This window comes from Azospira inquinata, from assembly GCF_018905915.1.
In the GTDB taxonomy this organism is placed as follows: Bacteria; Pseudomonadota; Gammaproteobacteria; order Burkholderiales; family Rhodocyclaceae; genus Azospira; species Azospira inquinata.
The window spans coordinates 680,072-700,610 of sequence record NZ_CP064782.1; the positions used below are offsets into that span (position 1 = coordinate 680,072).

General features: G+C 60.0%; 19 protein-coding genes and 1 tRNA gene. 9 read left to right on the top strand and 11 right to left on the bottom strand.

Translation table 11 applies throughout. The features are described 5' to 3' along the window. The first annotated feature begins 6 nt into the window (after positions 1–6). Complete coding sequence (locus Azoinq_RS02970) at positions 7–2,172, top strand: hypothetical protein (protein WP_216126443.1); 2,166 nt, start codon at positions 7–9, stop codon at positions 2,170–2,172. Between the two features lie 256 nt (positions 2,173–2,428). Here Azoinq_RS02970 and Azoinq_RS02975 read toward each other — a convergent pair. Further along, positions 2,429–2,504 (bottom strand) — tRNA-Thr (locus Azoinq_RS02975). Positions 2,505–2,760: 256 nt separating this feature from the next. Here Azoinq_RS02975 and Azoinq_RS02980 point away from each other — a divergent pair. The 5 genes from Azoinq_RS02980 to Azoinq_RS03000 are packed head-to-tail and all read left to right on the top strand — an operon-like array spanning position 2,761 to position 6,086. Then, on the top strand, positions 2,761–3,204 hold the full coding sequence (locus tag Azoinq_RS02980; protein WP_269751305.1) for a type IV pilin protein: 444 nt from the start codon (positions 2,761–2,763) through the stop codon (positions 3,202–3,204). Beyond that, positions 3,198–3,866: a GspH/FimT family pseudopilin gene (locus tag Azoinq_RS02985; protein ID WP_216132262.1), complete on the top strand. Its 669-nt coding sequence runs from the start codon at positions 3,198–3,200 to the stop codon at positions 3,864–3,866. Before Azoinq_RS02980 ends, Azoinq_RS02985 begins: the two co-directional genes overlap by 7 nt. A gap of 8 nt (positions 3,867–3,874) precedes the next feature. Further along, positions 3,875–4,270, top strand: a complete 396-nt coding sequence (locus tag Azoinq_RS02990; protein WP_216126441.1) for a type IV pilus modification PilV family protein — start codon at positions 3,875–3,877, stop codon at positions 4,268–4,270. A gap of 11 nt (positions 4,271–4,281) precedes the next feature. Further along, on the top strand, positions 4,282–5,475 hold the full coding sequence (locus Azoinq_RS02995; protein WP_216126438.1) for a PilW family protein: 1,194 nt from the start codon (positions 4,282–4,284) through the stop codon (positions 5,473–5,475). A gap of 2 nt (positions 5,476–5,477) precedes the next feature. Beyond that, positions 5,478–6,086 carry a pilus assembly PilX family protein gene (locus Azoinq_RS03000; RefSeq protein ID WP_216126435.1) on the top strand — a complete coding sequence of 203 codons (609 nt, stop codon included), beginning with the start codon at positions 5,478–5,480 and terminating at the stop codon, positions 6,084–6,086. Positions 6,087–6,998: 912 nt separating this feature from the next. Here the strand turns inward: Azoinq_RS03000 and Azoinq_RS03005 are convergent. Further along, positions 6,999–7,169, bottom strand: a complete 171-nt coding sequence (locus Azoinq_RS03005; RefSeq protein WP_216126432.1) for a hypothetical protein — start codon at positions 7,167–7,169, stop codon at positions 6,999–7,001. A gap of 483 nt (positions 7,170–7,652) precedes the next feature. On the opposite strand from Azoinq_RS03005, the gene Azoinq_RS03010 reads away from it, so the two are divergent. Together Azoinq_RS03010 and Azoinq_RS03015 are read left to right on the top strand one after the other, a co-directional pair. Beyond that, positions 7,653–9,917 carry a pilus assembly protein gene (locus Azoinq_RS03010; protein ID WP_216126427.1) on the top strand — a complete coding sequence of 755 codons (2,265 nt, stop codon included), beginning with the start codon at positions 7,653–7,655 and terminating at the stop codon, positions 9,915–9,917. A gap of 243 nt (positions 9,918–10,160) precedes the next feature. Next, a complete protein-coding gene (locus Azoinq_RS03015) occupies positions 10,161–10,652 on the top strand; it encodes an energy transducer TonB (RefSeq protein ID WP_216126425.1) in 492 nt (163 codons plus the stop codon). Positions 10,653–10,669: 17 nt separating this feature from the next. Here the strand turns inward: Azoinq_RS03015 and ispH are convergent, their stop codons facing one another. From ispH to tsaE, 8 genes are all read right to left on the bottom strand, one after another. Then, positions 10,670–11,593 carry a 4-hydroxy-3-methylbut-2-enyl diphosphate reductase gene (gene ispH / locus Azoinq_RS03020; RefSeq protein ID WP_216126423.1) on the bottom strand — a complete coding sequence of 308 codons (924 nt, stop codon included), beginning with the start codon at positions 11,591–11,593 and terminating at the stop codon, positions 10,670–10,672. A gap of 91 nt (positions 11,594–11,684) precedes the next feature. Beyond that, a complete protein-coding gene (locus tag Azoinq_RS03025) occupies positions 11,685–12,131 on the bottom strand; it encodes an FKBP-type peptidyl-prolyl cis-trans isomerase (RefSeq protein WP_216126421.1) in 447 nt (148 codons plus the stop codon). Next, on the bottom strand, positions 12,128–12,691 hold the full coding sequence (locus Azoinq_RS03030; RefSeq protein WP_216126419.1) for a sulfite oxidase-like oxidoreductase: 564 nt from the start codon (positions 12,689–12,691) through the stop codon (positions 12,128–12,130). The genes Azoinq_RS03025 and Azoinq_RS03030 overlap by 4 nt, the downstream gene beginning before the upstream one ends. A gap of 25 nt (positions 12,692–12,716) precedes the next feature. Further along, positions 12,717–13,208: a signal peptidase II gene (lspA, locus tag Azoinq_RS03035; protein WP_216126417.1), complete on the bottom strand. Its 492-nt coding sequence runs from the start codon at positions 13,206–13,208 to the stop codon at positions 12,717–12,719. After that, positions 13,201–16,005, bottom strand: coding sequence for an isoleucine--tRNA ligase (ileS, locus tag Azoinq_RS03040; protein ID WP_216126414.1), 2,805 nt, complete (start codon positions 16,003–16,005; stop codon positions 13,201–13,203). Before ileS ends, lspA begins: the two co-directional genes overlap by 8 nt. A 36-nt stretch (positions 16,006–16,041) precedes the next feature. Further along, positions 16,042–16,962: a bifunctional riboflavin kinase/FAD synthetase gene (locus Azoinq_RS03045; protein ID WP_216126412.1), complete on the bottom strand. Its 921-nt coding sequence runs from the start codon at positions 16,960–16,962 to the stop codon at positions 16,042–16,044. A gap of 186 nt (positions 16,963–17,148) precedes the next feature. Then, a complete protein-coding gene (locus Azoinq_RS03050) occupies positions 17,149–18,546 on the bottom strand; it encodes an N-acetylmuramoyl-L-alanine amidase (protein ID WP_216126410.1) in 1,398 nt (465 codons plus the stop codon). After that, the gene (gene tsaE / locus Azoinq_RS03055) at positions 18,507–19,007 is read right to left on the bottom strand and encodes a tRNA (adenosine(37)-N6)-threonylcarbamoyltransferase complex ATPase subunit type 1 TsaE (RefSeq protein WP_216126408.1); all 501 of its coding nucleotides are present in this window, start codon (positions 19,005–19,007) and stop codon (positions 18,507–18,509) included. The genes Azoinq_RS03050 and tsaE overlap by 40 nt, the downstream gene beginning before the upstream one ends. Before the next feature lie 21 nt (positions 19,008–19,028). Between tsaE and queG the strand changes: the two genes are divergently transcribed. Continuing rightward, on the top strand, positions 19,029–20,114 hold the full coding sequence (gene queG, locus Azoinq_RS03060; RefSeq protein WP_216126374.1) for a tRNA epoxyqueuosine(34) reductase QueG: 1,086 nt from the start codon (positions 19,029–19,031) through the stop codon (positions 20,112–20,114). A gap of 105 nt (positions 20,115–20,219) precedes the next feature. Here queG and Azoinq_RS03065 read toward each other — a convergent pair whose 3' ends face one another. Beyond that, positions 20,220–20,444, bottom strand: coding sequence for a hypothetical protein (locus Azoinq_RS03065; protein WP_216126371.1), 225 nt, complete (start codon positions 20,442–20,444; stop codon positions 20,220–20,222). Positions 20,445–20,539: the final 95 nt, after the last annotated feature.

Below are 20,539 nucleotides of genomic sequence, written 5' to 3' on the forward strand. Positions count from 1 at the left end.
GTTGCCATGGCCGCCCTTCCCCCTTCCCACGACTGGCGCTTTTTCCGCGCCGGCGGATTCGACCAGGTCCGGCTCGACCGGGGTACGGACCTGCTCCATCTGGATGAACTGGATCAAAAGCTCTGGGTCGCCCTCTCCTGCCCGGTCTCCGGCCTGGAATTCGACGCCCGTACCCTAGCCCTGCTGGACACGGACGGGGATGGCCAGATCCGGGCGCCGGAGCTGATCGCCGCCCTGCAATGGGCCGGTAGCCTGATCCAGGACCCGGACCTCCTGGCCCGGGGCACCGATCCCCTGCCCCTGGCCGCCATCGCCGCGGACACGGAGGCGGGAGCCCAGCTCCTGGCCTCGGCCAAACGCATTCTCCACAGCCTGGGCAAAGATCAGGCAGAAACCATTTCCGTGGCGGACACGGGGGACAGTACGGCCATCTTTTCCCAGGCCCGACTCAACGGGGACGGCATTCTGCCCCCGGAAGCCTGTGGGGACCAGGCCCTGGCCGCTCTAGCCCTGGCCATTATGCAAACCCTGGGGGGAGAAACGGATCGGAGCGGCGTTCCCGGAGTTTCCCGCCCCCTGGTGGAACGCTTTTTTGCCGAAGCCCGGGCTTGGCTGGACTGGCAGAAGGAAGGGGCCGCCGATCCGGCCCGCCGTCCCTTGGGGAATAACACGGCGGACGCCTATACGGCCTATGGGGCGGTACGGGAGAAGGTGGAGGACTATTTCACCCGCTGCCGCCTGGCCGCCTTTGACCGGCGGGCCGGGGACGCCCTGAATGGCAGCGACGAGGAACTGGCGGCCCTGGCCCCCCTGGCCCTGAATCCCCAGGATCCGGCGGTGGCCCGCCTGCCCCTGGCCCGCATCGGCGCCAATCAGCCCCTGCCCCTGGGCAACGGCCTCAATCCGGCCTGGACGGAGGCCATGGCCACATTTCACCACCAGGTGGTAACACCCCTGCTAGGGGAGCGGGAAAACCTGAGCCGGGCCGACTGGCAAAGCCTGGAAGCCAGCCTGGCCCCCTTTGGGGAATGGCAGCAGCGCCGAGTGGAAACCCCGGTGGCCGACCTGGAAGCGGTGGATCTGGGCCGGTGGGTGGCAGACGGCAGCGAATCCCGTCTCCTCGCCCTGATAGACGAGGACGCCGCCCTGGCCCCGGAATTTGCCGCCATGGGGGAAGTGGACCGGTTGGTGCGCTATCTCCGGGACCTGGGCCGACTGGCCAATAATTTCGTCAATTTCCGGGACTTTTACACTCGCCGGGACGGGGCCGGGCAACCGGTCCAGGCCATTTTCCAGGCGGGCACCCTGTATCTGGATGGACGTAGCGCCGACCTGTGCCTCAAGGTCACCGACCCGGCCCGCCACGGCGCCCTGGCCAGCCTCTCCAAGATTTACCTGGCCTATTGCGACTGCCGCCGGGGGGACGAAAAAATGACCATTGCCGCCGCCATCACCGCAGGGGATGCGGACCAGCTCATGGTGGGCCGCAACGGGGTGTTTTACGACCGCCAGGGCCGGGATTGGGACGCCACGGTAGTGCGCATCGTGGATCACCCCATCAGCATTCGCCAGGCGTTCTGGAGCCCCTACCGAAAAATGGGCCAGTTGGTGGCAGAACAATTGCAGAAATTTGCCGCCGCCAAGGCCAACGGAGTGGAACAGCAGGCCGGAGCTGCCATCAGCAGCGGGGCCAAACAGGTGGAAAGCAGCGCCGCCGCCCCCAAGCCTCCGGAAGCCAAGCCCACCCCCTTTGACGTGGGCAAATTCGCCGGCATCTTCGCCGCCATCGGCCTGGCCGTGGGAGCTTTAGGTACGGCCCTGGCCTCAGTCATTACCGGTTTTCTCAACCTGCACTGGTGGCAAATGCCCGTGGCCCTCATCGGCCTGATCCTGATGATCTCCGCCCCGGCCATGATCCTGGCCTGGTTCAAACTGCGTAAACGTAATCTAGGCCCCCTGCTGGATGCCAGCGGCTGGGCGGTAAACGCCCGGGCCCTGATCAACATCCCCTTCGGCACCACCCTCACCCAATTGGCCCACCTCCCCGAAGGTGCCGACCGGTCCCTCACCGACCCCTACGCGGAAAAGCCCCTAATCTGGCCCTGGGTGGTGGGTGGCCTGGCCGCGACCCTGGCCCTGGCCTGGTATTTGGCCCACAAAATGTTGGCGTAACCAAGGCAAAAACGAAAAAAGCCCACCGAAGTGGGCTTTTTTTCACAAAGGGGAGTCGCTGCTCGGGCCAGGTGGTAATGACACACGCGGGTAGCCCATGGAGCATTTTGAGAATCTAAGGGAGACGCCTGACGGCTGGACTGATGCGGTACCCCAGAGAGGCACCTGAGCCCCTTAACAGAGGCGGCGGGAAAAATACTAGCAGCGGATTTCAAATCTCCCAGGCGCAAAAACGCTCAGAAAACCAGGAGTTGGCTGGTGCCGGAGATAGGAGTCGAACCTACGACCTTCGCATTACGAATGCGCTGCTCTACCAACTGAGCTACACCGGCAGCCAAGCGGGCGGATTATACGCAAGAGGCCCCGGCGAGGCAAACGGGACAAAAGCCCAGGAAGGAAGCCGCAACCGCCTCTACCCTGGTCTCCCCCTCCCCCATGATTTGTCCCCTTTGATGGCATAAAATCCCAGGGGGCTGGCGGGGACCGTGATGGAGACACCGATCATCGCTTACATCCTACCGCTAGTCTTTTGTCACTTACGCAGCCCCAGTCCGCCGATAAACTTTAAGAGAAGAGGAGAGTCTCCCAATGAAACCCCTGCGTACCTTCCCCATGGCGGGCTTTACACTGATCGAGCTAATGGTGGTTGTAACCATCGTAGCCATTCTGAGTAGCATCGCGATACCAGCGTATCAAGACTATATCCGGCGCGGCCAGATTTCTGAGGCATTCACGGAATTGGCCACTTTAAAAACCAACATGGAACAGTACTATCAGGACAACCATAGCTACGCTAACGGAGGAGCCTGCGGAGTTGCTATGCCGTCTTCCACAACCGGTGCAGTGAAATACTTCGCTTACGCCTGCGCCCCAACCGCTGCGGGGGGATATTTGATCACCGCCACCGGCAACGCGGGCAGTGCTACAGGTAACGTTTACACCATAGACGACAGTGATACCAAGCAGACTACCTCCTTTAAAGGAAACACGGTGGCAAAAAGTTGCTGGCTAATCAAAGGTGATGAATGCTGAACCAAGGATCTGTCTGCCGAAGTGGGAGCCAGGGGGTTACCCTCATTGAATTGCTTGTCGGCATGGCAATTTTCGCCATTCTTATGCTGTTTTCCATTCCCGCTTATCAGGAGTGGATACAGAATGTAAAAATCAGGACTATGGCGGATGGGCTGCAAAACGGTCTACAAATAGCTCGCAACGAAGCCGTCAAGCGCAACCAAGAGTCCCGTTTTCAGCTGGTAAGCTCCATGACTGGCGCTTGCGCGTTGAGTGCCACCGGTCCCGACTGGATAGTGAGCATGTACCCCGTTACCGGGCTATGCGACCAATCCCCGGATCCTAATACGTCCCCCCTCAGCGCTGACTTTTCGGCGGCAACCAATCCCCTGATTATCCAAAAAAGCCCCCCCGCCCCCGTCACCAATCCCCTGGTGCTCTCCGCCACCCAGGCGGGGGTTTGCTTTACCGGCATGGGTGCTATGACCGGAGATGCGGACTGTGGCTTGATTACAACCAAGATAGATATCAAACCGGCCCAGGGTACGTGCAAAGCAGATGGTGGAGACTTGCGCTGCTTAAGAGTTTGCATCTCCACGGGAGGCCTGATTCGCATGTGCGATCCGGCTGTCACAGACCACTCTGATCCCCGCTATTGCAGCACGGATGCAGGGGCATGTTAGATATCCCCATGAAACAACCAACGATCCAACGCCAAACCGGCACCATCCTTATTGAGTCCCTGGTGGCCATATTGATTTTTTCCATCGGGGTCTTGGCCCTGGTGGGCTTCCAGGCCAATGCCATCAAAGCCAATACGGACTCCCGGGCCCGGGCGGAAGCCAGCTATCTGGCAGACCAGATTCTCGGGGATATCTGGGCTGGCGATAAGAAAAACCCAGGGAACTATGCGGGAACCTATAGCAACAACTCCACCGCTTGGGGAAAGCAGGTTCAAGCTCTGAATTTTACTTCTGCGACTGTTGAAGTAACCGCGGACAAGGTTACGGTGACCATCGCCTGGAAAACCCCGGGGGGCGGAAACCACAATTTCGTTCAGACCAGCCGGGTCAATACAAGCTCTTAGGAATAAAGACGGTGTCCCAAAAACGCCCCATCCCCCGCCAAAACGGCTTCAGCCTGATTGAAATCATGATCGGCTTGGTCATGGGCATGCTACTGGTGATCATCATCATGCAAACCCTGTCCGTTGCTGAAGGGTTGAAAAGGACTACCACTGGAGCTGGTGATGCCCAGACTACTGCGGCCATCAGCCTTTTCACTCTCGAACAGGATCTGCGAGCAGCCGGCTTCGGATTCAACAACGTGGACGCCAATGGCCCCATGGGAGTTTGCACCCTGGGAACCCTAACCGCCAACAATAGTAATCGCAGCCCAGCGGATATTTCTTTTACCGCAGGAAACTTCGCCCCCTTTGTCATCAATCCCAGTCAGATTCCGGCGGGCGATGGGGGCAGTGACGTCATTCAGGTGGTTTATGACAATAACTTTGGCATCGGCAGCATGGGAACCACCTTTACCCAGCAAGGAGGAGCGGACGGGGATTACAAAGTCAAAAGCCGGACGGGTTTCCGTCAAGGGGACATGGTTCTGGTCGTGCAGCCCGGATATGCCTGTAGCCTAGCCGAAATCACCAGTTTGCCAGGCTCCGGCCGCTGCGGTGACGCCCAAAGCAACGTCAATACGGACATCATCAAGCACACCGCGATCACCTACAACAGCTTTTACGTAGACCCTACCAACTGCGCCCTGAGCACCCCCTCCACCTGGAACGGGGGAACCAAAGTCACCTACACCAGCGGCATGATCTATAACTTTGGTCCCTCCGCAGGGGTCATCGTCCGGGTGTACGCGGTGCGAGGGCAGCGCCTGACCGTCTGTAACCGGATGGCCGCCGACTGCACGGATGCCACCAAGTTGGCTGATTCCACGGTATGGACACCCATTGGGGATGACATCGTAGCCCTAAAGGCTATCTACGGTAAGGATGACGGGGCAACCGGAACCGCTGGGGACGGCATTGTGGATACGTGGGACATCAACACCCCTACCACTTTCGAGGGCTGGACCCAGGTGGTGGCAACCCGGGTGGCCTTGGTAGCCCGCAGCAAACAGTATGAAAAGAACACAGTCACTACCGTTTCTGCACCAGCGTGGCAGGGATCTACGGTAAATCCCATTGATTTAAGCAATCTGAGTGATTACGGCCATTATCGATATCGGGTTTTGCAAACCACCATCCCCTTTAGAAATCTGTTGTGGGGACATTAATAATGTCAAAGTTTCCCCCTAAATCAACAGCCTCCGGTCAATTTCCGGCAAAACACCAACAACAGGGGGTGGTGCTGTTTTTCGCCCTCATTTCCCTGGTCATTCTGACCTTGGCGGGATTGGCCATTATGCGTTCCGTAGATACGGCCACCCTCATCGCCGGCAATATCGCTTTCCGGCAAAGTGCCGCCCAGGCCGGAGATTACGGGGTAGAAGATGCCAGAACCTGGTTAATGAACCGGAATACCAGTGAGCTCTCCCAAAATAATGGAGGGGGCGCCTATAACTGGTATTGGGCCAACTGGCAGGATACTTTTGATCCCCATGTTTACGACTGGAATAACGCCGCCTTCACTATGAATGATACTTACGCGGGCAATACAGTTTCCTATGTCATTCACCGCATGTGCCAATATGCGGGGGATTACACAGACCCCAATACCTATTGCCTGACCGCCCAACTGTCTGCCACGCCGGGGAATTCCAACCGGGTTTCCGGCTATGGCGGTAGCGCTGCTGTCAACGCCTCCGTCGCGCCTTACTACCGCATTACGGTAAGGGTTAGTGGCCCCCGTAATACCCAGGTATTTGTCCAGTCGGTCGTTTATTGATCGGGGAGTGACCTCATGAAAGCCAAACTTCTACTCAAAGCGGCCCCCTTGTATTGGATCGGGAGCCTCATTGCCCTAGGCTTTTCCAATCAGGCCATGAGCGCCGCCGTTGATTTAACTCAGGTTCCCCTGGCTTCCGCCACCACGACCCTGGTTAAACCCAATTTGATGTTTATCTTGGATAACTCCGGCTCCATGGCTTGGGATTTCACCCCGGATCACGTCGGTCCCGGACAGGACAGCACCTCCAGCTATATGTGTGCGCGGTCAGGAGGTGGCACCACCACCTGTAACATTGGGGATCCTCCCAGGATGTCTGCGGATTTCAATTATCAGTATTACAACCCCGCCATTAACTACACCAATGGGGTGGATAGCTCTGGACATCCCTACCATGCACCCACCTCCGTATCATCCGATTCTTCAACGGTTTATGTAGACGCCTATGACACGACCCAAGGCACCATAAATCTCACCAACAGCTACCCTGATTTGCAATGGTGCAACACTAGCTGGGGATGGGGGCAGGTCTGTTATAAAAACAGCAACTATTCTTATCCGGACTACACGTACAAATATTCCAGCAGCACCAGCGGAAGCCCATATTACTATACGATCCAAGTTTCCGAATATTGCACCGACAACAACCTCACTAGCTGCCAAGCAACGGCGGATGCCAACCACACGGTTCCGGCAAAAATGCGGTGGTGTAATTCCAACAAACTCACTACCTGCCAGGCGAAACGGACGCCAACCTTCGCCTATCCCCGCTATCTGGGTAGCCACAACGGTTCCAGCACCCTGGCCCCCTATACTTTTGTACGTACGGATATTGTTCCCAGCAACAACTCCTATCCCAAAGCCAGCACCCGCACAGATTGTGCTGGCAGTACCTGTACCTATAAAGAGGAATTAGCCAATTTTGCCCGCTGGTACACCTATTACCGGACCCGGATTCAAATGATGAAGTCGGCGGCCGGACAGGCATTCAGCTATATCGGCAGCAATTTCCGGGTAGGTTTTACCACCATTAATTCGGATACCAGCAATTTCTTGGCTATCCAGGATTTTGATACCACTCAAAAAGGTGCCTGGTATGCTAAGTTTTACGCAATCGACCCGAGTGGGGGAACACCTTTAAGAACGGAATTGACGAAGGTAGGACGTATGTTTGCTGGGCAACATCCGTTTAATCAAAATGATGACCCCATGCAGTATTCCTGCCAGCAGAATTTTGCATTGATCACTACGGATGGATGGTGGAACGACAGCGACTCCGGACCGCGCCTCATTGACGGTAGCCAATCCACCGTAGGGGTAGGGAATCCGGACCATGCCACCGGGGTAGTCACACCTTATTTTGATGGCTCGAATACATCTACCACTTCTTGTGTAGCCACTTCCAGCAGCTCTTGTAAATTCAGCTCCTGCACGGCCAGCCACAGCAGCTATTATTCATCCTGCAATACCTTAGCCGACGCCGCCTACTATTATTATTGGACAGATTTACGCACTCCCGCTTTAGGGAATTGTACTGGAGCTGCAGTAAGTGGCACATCTTATGACGTGTGCGCCAATAATGTACCCAGCGGCGCCAATGACACCAATCAGCAGCAGCACATGACCTTGTTTACCTTAGGGCTAGGGGTGGATGGTTATCGGACCTATACCTCCGACTATCTTTCCGCCACCTCCGGGGATTATTACGCTATTAAACAGGGGACTTTGGATTGGCCCCAGGTTCTGGCCAATAACATTTCCACCGTTGATGATCTTTGGCATGCGGCCGTGAATGGCAAAGGCCAATATTTCAGCGCCAAAAACCCCACTACGCTATCCAATGGTTTGAATAGTGCTCTGGCCGGTGTTTCCGCCCGTCTGGGTTCGGGGGCGGCGGCGGCTACCTCCAATCTCCAGCCGGTTGCAGGAGATAACTACGCTTATATTGGCAGCTATACCAGCGTCAAATGGTATGGCAATTTGGAATCCCGCAGCGTGGACGTTAATACGGGAGTGATCGCCCCCAATGCCAACTGGTGCGTCAGCGACATTACGGCCAATGCCACCACGGGGGCGACCGCCTGTACAGGGCAATTAAAGGGCCAGGTAGGCAGCCGGAATATCTATTTCTATAAGGCGAATACCGGCAATAAACTCGCCACCTTTTCTTATACCAATCTGTCGTCTACCCAGCAGTGCTATTTCAATGTGGATCCCACCAGCAGCAATCCTTGCGCAGGGAAAACCCTTAGCCAATATCCCACCTTATCGTCCAATGCCCAGGCAGCGTCCACCGGCACTAATCTTGTGGAATATCTGAAGGGCAGTGCAACCTATGAGATGCGGGACAGTAACCCGGTGGACCAGCAGGTGTTCCGAGCCCGGGACTTCATTTTCGGGGACGTGGTGGACTCCCAGCCTGTCTATGTGAAAAAGCCCTATTACTCCTATACGGACCCGGGCTATTCTGCCTTCAAAAACAATAGTACTCGGGTCGGAACGGTCTATATCGGCTCCAATGACGGCATGCTCCACGCCTTTAATGCGGACAATGGGCAGGAACGTTGGGCCTATGTGCCCAGTCAGGTCATGAGCCAGATGTACCGGCTGGCCGATTCAAACTACAGTTCCGGCCACCACTACTACGTTAATGGTTCTCCCACGGTAAGCGACATTTGTACGGCCAACTGCAATAGCGACAATGCCACCTGGAAAACCATCCTGGTCGCCCCTCTAAACGGTGGCGGTTTTGGCTATTACGCCCTGGACGTTACCAATCCGGACAGCCCCATAGGCCTGTGGGAAGTGGATAACACCACGGATCCAGACTTTGGTTACAGCTACGGCTCCCCCATCTTTACCAAGGACGCCTCCGGGAACTGGATTATGTTGGCCACCTCCGGTTATAACAACATCACCAGTGTCACCAACGGCGCTTCTGGCCGGGGTGTGCTGTTCGTCATGAACCCCATGACCGGGAGCATCATCCGCAAGATCGCCACTTCCGCCGGGGACACCACCACCTCCAGTGGTTTAGCTAAAATCGCCGCATGGACCAGCAACCCCATGCAGAACAACCAAGCCAGCTACGTCTACGGAGGGGACTTACTGGGCAATGTCTGGCGTTTCGATTTCAACGGAGGCACGGCAACCAAAATTGCCCAGCTGACTGACCCCAGCGGTACGGCCCAACCCATCACCACCGTACCGGAACTCACCACCATCCAGGATGGTAACGGAATGGAGCGCACCCTGTACTTCGTGACGGGCAAGTACCTGAGCACCGCAGATTTGTCCAACACCCAGACCCAGACCGTCTATGGCTTCAAAGACCTGTATGACATCAATGGGGTGCTGACCACCCCCCGTTCCACCCTGGTTAAGCAGACCATCGTCAATAGCGGCCCTAATTCCTCCGGCGTCAATATCCGCTCCGTAAGTAGCACCTCCAACACGGCGGATATGAGCGGCACTGATCGGGGCTGGTATGTGGATTTGCCAGAATCCGGAGAACGGGGCAACGTGGACCCCATTCTGGTGGCTGGTTCCCTGGTAATTGCCTCCAATGTGCCCGAATCCAGCGCCTGCACCACAGGGGGACACAGCTGGTTCAACATCTTCGATTACAAGAAAGGGGCCACCACCTGGGTTTCCACCTATGCGGGCAATGCCATGATCGTGGGCTTCGTGGTTTTGCAAACCTCCGGCGGGCTGGTCATCAGCCCCATCATGTCGGACGGTAGTGGGGGCGCCAATCCTCCTGCGGTGCCGTGGAAATCCGCTAACGGAACGGTGCAAGGCTTCCGGGCAACTTGGCGCCAGCTTCCCTGAGTGACCCGCTTCGCCCGCCACAAAGGGCTGATAGGACCTCTGGTTCTATCAGCCCTTCTCCATTTGCTCGCCTGCTTTGGCCTCCCTCTGCACCTACAGGGAGGGAGAACCAGTCATGCCGGCTTTCCCCGAGCCGCTTCCCGTGCCACCCTGGCCCTGGATGTCCGTCTCCCGGAAAAAGCGCCAACCCCAGCCTCCCTGCCACTCCCCAGTCTTAAGGTTCCCAGCCCCCGGCTACCGCCCATGCCCCTTCCCCCGGCACTACAGCCGGAAACGGGCAAGCCCTCGGAAAAACCAGCTTCCACTCCTGCTGCCCGCCCCCATCCGGATGGGACCTCCAGCACCTCCCAGTTAGCCCCCCGCCCTGGATTGCTGGATGTGCATTACTACCCGGTGGCAGAAACCAATCCTCAACCCCTGGTCCAGGAGCTGGTGCCTTTGGAATTCAAAGATCTGGGCCAATATCAGGAAGGGGGAAAGCTGATCCTGGATATCTGGATTAGCCAATTCGGCGGGGTGGATGATGTGACGGTGGAAAGCAGTGAGTTACCGCCCGCCTTCCTGAACCACGTGCGCCAGGCTTTTCTTGGGGCCCGGTTCTCTCCTGGCTACAAGGATGGGGAGGTAGTGAATTGCGTCATGCGCATTGAGGTCAATTACGCGGAATTGCTACGTCTGGTGCCCGTTCGGCCCATCAGTCAGAATGCGGGGGAGCACCTCGCCCCCCAACATTGACCACACCCAGGGTAGCCCTACTCCGCCAGATTGCGGGGTAGCGCAAACACCACCTGTTCTTCCACCCCGGACAAATCCCGCACACTTGCCGCCCCCAGTTCCCCCAAACGTCGGATCACCGACTGGACCAGCACCTCAGGGGCGGAAGCACCAGCGGTAACCCCTACCCGCTGTTTGCCCGCCAGCCAGGCACCATCAATGCCCGCGGCCTCGTCCACCATGTAGGCGGGAACGCCGCATTGTTTGGCCACTTCCCGCAGGCGGTTGGAATTGGAGCTGTTGGGGGAGCCGATGACAATGACCAGCTCCACTTGGCTAGCCAGGGCCTTCACCGCGTCCTGGCGATTCTGGGTGGCATAGCAGATGTCGTCCTTGCGGGGGCCGACGATGGCGGGGAAGCGGGCTTTCAGGGCTCCTACCACGGTGGCGGCGTCATCCACGGACAGGGTGGTCTGGGTGACGTAGGCCAGCCGCTCCGGGGTTTTCACGGTCAGTCCGGCCACATCCTCCGCCCGCTCCACCAGATACATGCCGTCCGGATTCTGGCCCATGGTGCCTTCCACCTCCGGATGGCCCTGGTGGCCAATCATCACCACTTCCATGCCCTGGTCGTGCATCCGGGCCACTTCGTTATGGACCTTGGTCACCAGGGGGCAGGTGGCATCAAAAACCGTCAGGCCCCGCTTTTCCGCCTCGGCCCGCACTGCCTTGGGCACCCCATGGGCGCTAAAAATCACCGTGGCGCCAGCGGGCACCTGGTCCAGCTCATCCACAAACACCGCCCCCTTGGCCTTCAGGTCCTCCACCACAAAGCGGTTATGCACCACCTCGTGACGCACATAGATGGGGGCGCCAAAGCGGGCCAGGGCCCGTTCCACAATGGCAATGGCCCGCTCCACACCGGCGCAGAATCCCCGGGGATTGGCTAACAAGACTTCCATGATGGCTCCAGAACGACGGGGGCCGGGCGCCCTGGCCCGGCCGGAATGGAAAAAGGCCCTCAAACAAAGGGCCTCAGGGGCATTTCCTTGGTTAGAGAATACCGATGATCTGCACTTCGAAACGAACCTGCTTGCCCGCCAGGGGATGGTTGAAATCCACCAGGGCATAGCGATCCGTCAATTCCCGGATGAAGCCGGCGAAATCCCCTTTTTCCGAATCGGAAAATTCCACCAGGGCGTTTTCCTTCAACTCCACCCCGGCAGGCATAGCAGACAAGGCAATGCGTTCCACCAGCCGGGGATTGTGTTCGCCAAAGCCCGTATCCGGCGGCAGGTCGAAACTATGCACTTCCTTGCCCGCAGGGAGCCCCAGGAGGCAGCGCTCCAGGTTTTCCGCCAGCTGGCCACTGCCCATTTGCAGGGTGGCGGGCTTCATCTCGAAGGTGTTGAGAATTTCCGTCCCGTCCCCCGTAGTTACCCGGTAGTGGAGGGTCAAAAAACTGTCGGCTTGTACCGTGACTGGGGTTTCTGCGTTCATTCCGCGTATCTCTCTTCTTTCCAGGGATCTGCATCGTTATGGTAACCGCGGACTTCCCAATAACCGGGGCGGTCCTCGGCGTGAAATTCCAGGCCCACCAGCCATTTGGCACTCTTCCAGGCATAGCGGCGGGGTACCACCAGGCGCACCGGTCCGCCATGGGCATCGGCCAGGGGCCCGCCGTCCAGGCCATCCGCCAGGAGCACGTCCGGGTCCAACAGGGCTTCCAGGGGCAGATTGGTGGTGTAACCATCCGCCCCGTGGAGGGTGACAAAGCGGGCGTCGGCCAGGGGCCGGGCCAGAGCTATCAGGGTCTTGGCGGCCACGCCTTCCCACTGGGCATCCAGGCGGCTCCAGTGGGTCACACAGTGGAAATCGCTGCACCGGGCCTCCCGGGGCAGGGACTGGAAGTGGTCCCAGTCCAGGCGCAGCTCCTGTTCCACCAGACCGAACAGGGCCAGGGACCAGTTTTCCGGCCTCAGGTCCGGGCGCAGCCCCAGGTCCAGCACGGGCAGTCCGGTGGTCAGGGTCTGGCCGGGAGGAATACGGGGCTGGTCCATGGGGACTCCAAATCAGGAAGAGAGCCTATTGGACAGGCTTTTTCCTCAATTGATCCCAGGCCAGCAAAATGGCCCCCAGGGTAATGGCGGAATCCGCCACATTAAAGGCGGGCCAATAGTGGCTCCCCGCATGGACCTGAATGAAATCCACCACGGCGCCGAAGCGCAGCCGGTCGATCACATTGCCCAGGGCGCCCCCCATGATCAGGGTCAAAGACCAGGACAGCAGACGCTCCCGGGGCCCCTTCCAGAGAGCCACCCCGATCCAGGCGGCGACCCCCAGGGCCAGGGCGGTGAAAAACCAGCGTTGCCAGCCATCCGCCCCCGCCAGGAAGCTAAAGGCCGCCCCCCGGTTGAAGACGAACACCCAGTCGAAAAAGCCGGTGACGGTGCGGGTGCTGGCATAGGCCAGGTTTTCCACCACCCACCACTTGCTCAACTGGTCCAGCACAATGACGCCCAGGGCCAGGCCGTACCAGGCAGCCGGGCCTTTGCAGGGGCAGGCGCACTTAGGCATGGTGGCGGGACTCCCCGTCACCGAACAGATTGGCCACACAGCGGCCGCACAGTTGGGGATGGTCCGGATTGGTGCCCACATCGGCCCGTTGATGCCAGCAGCGTTCGCACTTGGGGGCCGGGGTGGGTTCCGCCAGAATGGCTTCCTGGCCTTCCGCCACAGCACTCACCGTGGCCGCCGAGGTAATCAGCACAAAGCGCAGGTCGTCCCCCAGGGACGCCAGACGGGCCGCCCGTTCCCCGGCCGCCCGGATTTCCACCTGGGCCTGGAGAGAGGAGCCGATCTTGCCCGCCCCCCGCAGGTCCTCCAGGGCCTTGGAAACCTCGGCCCGCACATTGCGGATATCCAGCCATTTATCCAGCAGTTCGGCTTCCCCGGCTTGTTGGGGCAGGTCGTGCCAGGTGTGGAGCATGACCGACTCTTCCGGGTCCCCGTTATGCAACACGGCCCAGATTTCTTCGGCGGTAAAGGCCAGAATCGGCGCCATGAGCCGAACAAAGGCTTGGAGAATGTGCCACAGGGCGCTTTGGGCGGAGCGGCGCGCCAGGGAGTCGGGGGCCGAGGTGTAGAGGCGATCCTTGAGGATATCCAGGTAAAAGCCCCCCAGGTCTTCGGAACAGAAGGTCTGCAATGCCTGGGCCACCCGGTGGAATTCGTAGGTGTCGTAATCCGCCCGGCACTGATCCTGGAGTTTGCGTGTCAGGGCCAGGGCGTAGCGGTCGATTTCCAGCCATTGGTCCAGGGGCACCTGATTCTTGGCCGGATCGAAATCCGCCGTATTGGAAAGGAGGAAGCGCAGGGTGTTACGAATGCGCCGATAGGCTTCCACCACCCGCTTGAGGATTTCCTGGGACAGGGCCAGTTCCCCGGAATAGTCCGTATTGGCCACCCAGAGGCGGAGAATTTCCGCCCCCTGCTTGTCGTTGATCTGCTCCGGCAGAATGGTGTTACCCAGGGACTTGCTCATCTTCCGACCCTTTTCATCCACGGTGAAACCATGGGTGAGCAGGGCCTTGTAGGGGGCATGGCCGTCAATGGCCGCCCCGGTGAGCAGGGAGGAATGGAACCAGCCCCGGTGCTGGTCCGAGCCTTCCAGATACAGATCGGCCCGGGGCCCCTGGTCGTGGCCCATGGGGTGGGAGCCCCGCAGCACATGCCAGTGGGTGGTGCCGGAATCAAACCACACGTCCAGGGTATCGGTGACCTTTTCGTACTGGTCCGCCTCATCCCCCAGCAATTCCTTGGGGTCCAGCTTGAACCAGGCTTCGATACCTTCCTTTTCCACCCGCTGGGCCACCTGTTCCAGGAATTCCCCGGTGCGGGGATGGAGGGTGCCGCTTTCCTTGTGCAGGAAGAAGGGAATGGGCACGCCCCAGTTGCGCTGGCGGGAGATACACCAGTCCGGGCGCCCGGCAATCATGGCGTGGAGCCGGGGACGGCCCCAGGCCGGGTAAAAGTCGGTGTGGTCAATAGCCTCCAGGGCCTGCTGGCGCAGGGTCTTGCCCTCCTTGCCCGGAATATCCATGCCCACAAACCACTGGGCCGTGGCCCGGTAGATCAGGGGCGTTTTGTGGCGCCAGCAGTGCATGTAGCTGTGCTTGATGGTCTCGTGCTTGAGCAGGGCACCCACTTCCTCCAGCTTGGCCACGATCAGGGGATTGGCCTTCCAGATCAGCTGACCACCGAAGAAGGGCAGGCTGGCGGCATAGACCCCGTCGCCCTGTACCGGGTTGAGGATTTCGTCAAAGCCCCGGCCATTGGCCCGCCATACGGCAAAGTCGTCCGCCCCGTAGGCAGGGGCGCAGTGGACCACCCCGGTGCCCGCGTCCAGGGCCACGTAGTCGGCCAGATAGACGGGGGCGGAGCGATCGTAGAAAGGATGGCGGAATTCCAGTCCGGCCAGATCCGCGCCCTTGGCCCGGCCAATTTCCTTGCCGCTCAAGCCATAGCGTTCCAGGCAGGCGCTCACCAGTTCCGCCGCCAGCACAAGACACCGATCGCCCGTATCCACCAGGGCGTAATCGAATTCCGGATGAACGTTCAAGGCCTGGTTGGCCGGGATGGTCCACGGGGTGGTGGTCCAGATCACAATGGCGCTGGGCTTGGGCAGAGCGGCCAGGCCGAAAGCCTTGGCCAGAGCGGCTTCCGAAGCCGGGGCCACGGTAAAGGCCACGTCGATGGCATCCGACTTCTTGTCTTCGTATTCCACCTCCGCTTCCGCCAGGGCGGAACCGCAGTCGAAACACCAATTCACCGGCTTCAGGCCTTTGAACACGTAGCCCCCCTTGACCATTTCGGCCAGGGCCCGGATTTCCCCGGCCTCATTGGCGAAATTCATGGTCAGGTAGGGGTTATCCCAATCCCCCAGCACCCCCAGGCGGATAAAGCCCGCCTTCTGGATTCCCACCTGTTCCTTGGCGTAGGCCCGGCACAGCTCCCGCACCTGATCGGCGGGCAGATGCTTGCCGTGGGTCACTTCCACCTTGTGTTCAATGGGCAGGCCGTGGCAATCCCAGCCCGGCACATAGGGGGCGTCAAAGCCAGATAGCGTCTTGGAACGGACAATGATGTCCTTGAGCACCTTGTTCAGGGCATGGCCCAGGTGCAGGCTGCCGTTGGCGTAGGGAGGGCCGTCGTGGAGAATGAACTGGGGACGGCCGGCGCTGGCCTTACGAATCTTCTGGTAAAGCTTGCGCTCCTGCCATTCCTTCACCCACTGGGGCTCCCGCTTGGGCAAATCCCCCCGCATGGGGAAAGGGGTGTCGGGGAAATTCAGGGTTTTCTTGTAGTCAGCCATAGCAGTCTTCCGTATCAATCCGATTCAGGCCGGGCCTCAACGCCCGAAAAAGGCCCGGGCGGCCTGCACATCCCGGCCGATCTGCGCTTTCAGCGCCTCCAGCCCGGAGAATTTCATTTCATCCCGCAGCTTGTGCAGGAAAGCGACGGACAAATGGGCGCCGTACAAATCGCCCTGAAAATCGAACAAATTCACTTCCAGCAGGGGCCGGGGCGTTCCCAAAGTGGGCCGCACCCCCATGTTGGCCACCCCTTCCACCGGCAGTTCCCCCGCCCCGGTAACCCGCACCGCAAAAACCCCGGTAAGGGGCATGGGATTGTGGCGCACCCGGATATTGGCCGTGGGGAAGCCCAGCTGGCGGCCGATCTTGTCCCCATGGACCACCCGGCCATCAATGCCGTAGGGGCGACCGAGGAGCTTGGCCGCCTGTTCCAGCTCGCCAGCGGCCAGGGCCTCCCGGATGCCGGAACTGGAAGCCCGCTCCCCTTCCATGAGCACCGTATCCATGGCCTCCACGGTAAAACCGTGGCGGCGTCCAGCGGCTTCCAGGAAGGCGAAGTCCCCTTCCCGGCCAGCGCCGAAGCGGAAATCGTCGCCGATAATCAGATGCCGCACCCGCAGGCCCTGCACCAGCACCCGGGTCACGAATTCCTCGGCGCTCAAGGCGGCAAAGCGCTGATTGAAGCGACAGACGCAAGTCAGCTGGACCCCGTAGCCCCCCAGCAATTCCAGCTTTTCCCGCAGGGTGGTGAGCCGAGCGGGGGCGGAGTCGGGGGCGAAAAATTCCCGGGGATGGGGTTCAAAGGTCAGCACGGCCCCAGGCAGGCCCAGGGCCTCCGCCTTTTCGGTGAGCCGATGCAATAGGGTACGGTGGCCCAGGTGCACCCCATCGAAATTACCGATGGTCAGCACGGTCGGACCGGGCGCCGGGGTGGACACACCTCGCAGGACAAGCATGAATCTGCCGCTAAAAAGCTTGAATTATAGCGTTTTTACCCGCTCCCCGTGGCACCGATGCCGGGCCCCTTGGGCGGAGACAACACGCCACGCCCCACCTCCCCCGGGCATCCCCCCTAAGCTTTCCCCTTGCCCATACAAAAAGCCGGGCATGGCGCCCGGCTTTTGAGGGAAAGAAAGCTTTTCCTAACGGATCAGCCCGGTGGATTCATCAATATCCGCCCGAGCCAGGGTGGATTTGGGATGGGGCGGATTTCTGGCGAAATACTGCTTGATGCCCCGGAACAGGGCATCGGCCATCTGCTCCTGATAGCCCTGGTCGATGAGCTTCTTTTCCTCTTCCGGGTTACTGATGAAAGCGGTCTCCACCAGCACGGACGGAATATCCGGGGCCTTGAGCACGGCGAACCCTGCCTGCTCCACCGCCCCCTTGTGCAGGCGGTTGATGTTGGAGAGTTCCCCCAGCATGGCCTTGCCCAGTTTCAGGCTGTCGTTGGCGGTAGCGGTCTGGGACAAATCCAATAGGGTCTTGGCCAGCACCGGGTCCTTGCCCCCCAAATTGACGCCACCGATCAAATCCGCGTCATTCTGCTGCTTGGCCAGCCAGCGGGCCGCCGAACTGGAAGCTCCCTTGTCGGAGAGAACAAAGACGGAGGAGCCCCGGGCTTCCGGATTAACCCAGGCGTCGGCGTGGATAGACACGAACAGGTCGGCCTGGACCCGCCGGGCCTTCTGCACCCGCACCCCCAGGGGCACGAAAAAGTCCGAATCCCGGGTCATCAGGGCCCGCATATTGGGTTCCCCATCAATCCGGGCCTTGAGCAGGCGGGCGATATTGAGCACCACATCCTTTTCGTGGTTACCCATTTTGCCGCTGGCTCCCGGATCTTCCCCGCCGTGCCCCGGGTCCAGGGTCACCGTCACCAGCCGGTCCACCACCCCCTTGCCACTCCGCTTGGTGTCGGCGCGCTTGGGGGTGGGGGGATCCGCCGGCTTGGGATCCTGGCGAGCCACGGTTTTGGGACTACTGGGGGTACTAGGGGTGCTAGGTGCGGGCTGGAGATCTGGAGCAGGCGCCACATGGTCCGGCTGTCCCTGCAAAAGGGACAGGAGGGGATCCACCGGATGGGCCGGATAGATGTCCAACACCAGCCGGTCCGCGTATTCCCCCACGGGCTTCAGGGCAAACACCTGGGGCGCCACCTCGGTCTTCAATTCCATGACCAGACGCACCACCCCGGGCTTGAAGCGGCCGGCCCGCAAAAGCTTGATATAGGGATCGTCCGGGCCCACCTTGTTAGCCAGGCCTTCCAGAACCCCATTGAATTCCACGCCCTCGATATCCACCACCAGGCGTTCCGGGTTTTTCACCGTAAAAAAGGAGTACTTCAACTCCCCATCATGTTCCAGAGTCACCCGGGTGTAATCGGTGGCGGGCCAGACCCGCACTGCCAGAATGCCCGGACGGCCCATGGCCGCCTTGGCCAGGGGCGTGACCAACAAAGCCATGGCGGCACCGCCAGCCTGCAACAGACGGCGGCGAATCAGGCGTTGGGATTTACTGAATTGAGCTGTTTTACGCATCGCTTCCCCTCCTCGCTACCCGGCTGTAGCACCACTGTCCGCCCCCCTTCTCCCTCCTGGGAAAAGACCACCCGCAAGTCGGGCGGGGGCAGGTAAGTTCCTGCTTTTTCGGGCCATTCCACAAAACAGAGGGCCCCCTGCCGGAAATATTCGTCCAGTCCTGCATCGAGAAACTCATCTGGATGATTGAAGCGATAAAAATCAAAGTGATACAAGTATAAGCTCGAAAGTTTGTAAACTTCAACCAGGGTATAGGTAGGGCTTTTCACCGGACCGGTATGGCCCAGACGCCGCAACAGGGCCCTCACCAGGGTGGTTTTCCCACTGCCCAGATCCCCTTCCAGGAACACCACCATGCCCCCTTGCACCAGGGGCGCCAGGGCCTGACCCAGGGCCTGGGTAGCAGCCTCATCAGGCAGATGCAAAGCCGGCGTCGGCTGGTTATGATCGGACGTATGCACGAGTTAGACTCCACAGAAAATATGCCCCAAACCACCCTCCCGGGCCCTTTGGGCACGGAAGACGGGACGGATTGGCCGACCACCCTGGGGCAATGGGCCCGGGAACTGGGCTTCAGCGCCCTGGGCATCGCTCGCCCGGACCTGAGCCGGGCCGGGCCCCAGCTGCACCGCTGGCTGGAACTGGGGCGCCACGGCCACATGGATTATATGGCCAAGCATGCGGACCTTCGCCTGGCCCCGGAGCGCCTGGTGCCCAACACCTTGAGCGTTATTTCCGTGCTCCAGTCCTACCTGCCCCCCGGGGCCGACCCGGCCCAAATCCTGGCGGACGGGGAACGGGCCTATGTGGCCCGCTATGCCTTGGGCCGGGATTATCACAAACTCCTGCGCAGCCGGCTGCAAAAACTGGCGGAACGGCTGCAAGAGACCATCGGCCCCTTCGGCTTCCGCTGCTTTGCCGACTCGGCCCCGGTGCTGGAGGTGGAACTGGCGGGTCAGGCCGGTCTGGGCTGGCGGGGCAAGCACACCCTGCTCCTCACCCGGCAGGGTTCCTGGCATTTTCTTGGGGAAATCTATACGGACCTGCCCCTACCCGCCGCCCAGCCCCAAACCAATCACTGCGGCCAGTGCCGGCGCTGTCTGGACGTCTGCCCCACCGGCGCCATCCTGGCCCCCTACGAACTGGACGCCCGGCGCTGCATCTCCTACCTGACCATCGAACTCCACGGCCCCATACCGGAGGCCTTCCGCCCCCTGCTGGGCAACCGCATCTACGGCTGCGACGACTGTCAGCTGGTTTGCCCCTGGAATCGCTTCGCCACCCCGGGGGACCCCCAGTTTTCTCCCCGGGAGGGCCTGGATGCGGCCACCCTGCTCCAGTTGTTCGCATGGGAAGCCACGGATTTCAACGATCGCCTGGCGGGCAGCCCGATCCGGCGCATCGGCCATGAACGCTGGCTGCGCAATATCGCCGTGGCGCTGGGCAACGGTCCCGGAGGCCCAGCGGTGATGCAGGCCCTGCGCCGCCGTCTGGACCACCCCTCGCCCCTGGTGCGGGAACATGTGGCCTGGGCCCTTAATCGGTTAACGGGAAAAAAACCCGACTGATTTCCCGGGTATTCCGTTTTTCCCTGTAAAAACAAGTTTCAGGACGTTGGAAAAAGAAAAAGCCAGGCAAAGCCTGGCTTTTTCCAGCATCGTTTAAAAAAACGATTACTTGGCGGCGTCAGCAGGAGCGGCGTCGGCAGGAGCGGCTTCAGCAGCCTTCTTAGCCTTCTTGGCCTTCTTGTGAGCCTTCTTGTGAGCCTTCTTGGCAGGAGCGGCAGCAGCGGTGTCGGCGCTGGCTTCAGGAGCGGCAGCGGGAGCGGGAGCGGCATCAGCAGCGAAAACGGAAGCGGCGAACAGGGAGGCCACCAGGGCGGAGAGGAGCTTGCTCATTATTTATACCTCGTCAAATGATCAATTGATGATGGTTCTTGTAACCCACCCGCGTTGAGCGGGTTACAGGCAATAACGTATCAGTTTCTCGGTCG

Excerpts from the sequence above, each read along its gene's own strand:
- Azoinq_RS03000 (WP_216126435.1), top strand. The coding sequence starts at position 5,478 with ATGTCAAAGTTTCCCCCTAAATCAACAGCCTCCGGTCAATTTCCGGCA.
- Azoinq_RS03025 (WP_216126421.1), bottom strand. The coding sequence starts at position 12,131 with ATGAACGCAGAAACCCCAGTCACGGTACAAGCCGACAGTTTTTTGACC.
- Azoinq_RS03045 (WP_216126412.1), bottom strand. The coding sequence starts at position 16,962 with ATGCTTGTCCTGCGAGGTGTGTCCACCCCGGCGCCCGGTCCGACCGTG.
- queG (WP_216126374.1), top strand. The coding sequence starts at position 19,029 with ATGCCCCAAACCACCCTCCCGGGCCCTTTGGGCACGGAAGACGGGACG.
- lspA (WP_216126417.1), bottom strand. The coding sequence starts at position 13,208 with ATGCCTAAGTGCGCCTGCCCCTGCAAAGGCCCGGCTGCCTGGTACGGC.
- Azoinq_RS03050 (WP_216126410.1), bottom strand. The coding sequence starts at position 18,546 with ATGCGTAAAACAGCTCAATTCAGTAAATCCCAACGCCTGATTCGCCGC.
- Azoinq_RS03030 (WP_216126419.1), bottom strand. The coding sequence starts at position 12,691 with ATGGACCAGCCCCGTATTCCTCCCGGCCAGACCCTGACCACCGGACTG.
- Azoinq_RS02990 (WP_216126441.1), top strand. The coding sequence starts at position 3,875 with ATGAAACAACCAACGATCCAACGCCAAACCGGCACCATCCTTATTGAG.
- Azoinq_RS03065 (WP_216126371.1), bottom strand. The coding sequence starts at position 20,444 with ATGAGCAAGCTCCTCTCCGCCCTGGTGGCCTCCCTGTTCGCCGCTTCC.
- ispH (WP_216126423.1), bottom strand. The coding sequence starts at position 11,593 with ATGGAAGTCTTGTTAGCCAATCCCCGGGGATTCTGCGCCGGTGTGGAG.
- ileS (WP_216126414.1), bottom strand. The coding sequence starts at position 16,005 with ATGGCTGACTACAAGAAAACCCTGAATTTCCCCGACACCCCTTTCCCC.
- Azoinq_RS02985 (WP_216132262.1), top strand. The coding sequence starts at position 3,198 with ATGCTGAACCAAGGATCTGTCTGCCGAAGTGGGAGCCAGGGGGTTACC.
- Azoinq_RS02980 (WP_269751305.1), top strand. The coding sequence starts at position 2,761 with ATGAAACCCCTGCGTACCTTCCCCATGGCGGGCTTTACACTGATCGAG.
- Azoinq_RS03015 (WP_216126425.1), top strand. The coding sequence starts at position 10,161 with ATGCCCCTTCCCCCGGCACTACAGCCGGAAACGGGCAAGCCCTCGGAA.
- Azoinq_RS02970 (WP_216126443.1), top strand. The coding sequence starts at position 7 with ATGGCCGCCCTTCCCCCTTCCCACGACTGGCGCTTTTTCCGCGCCGGC.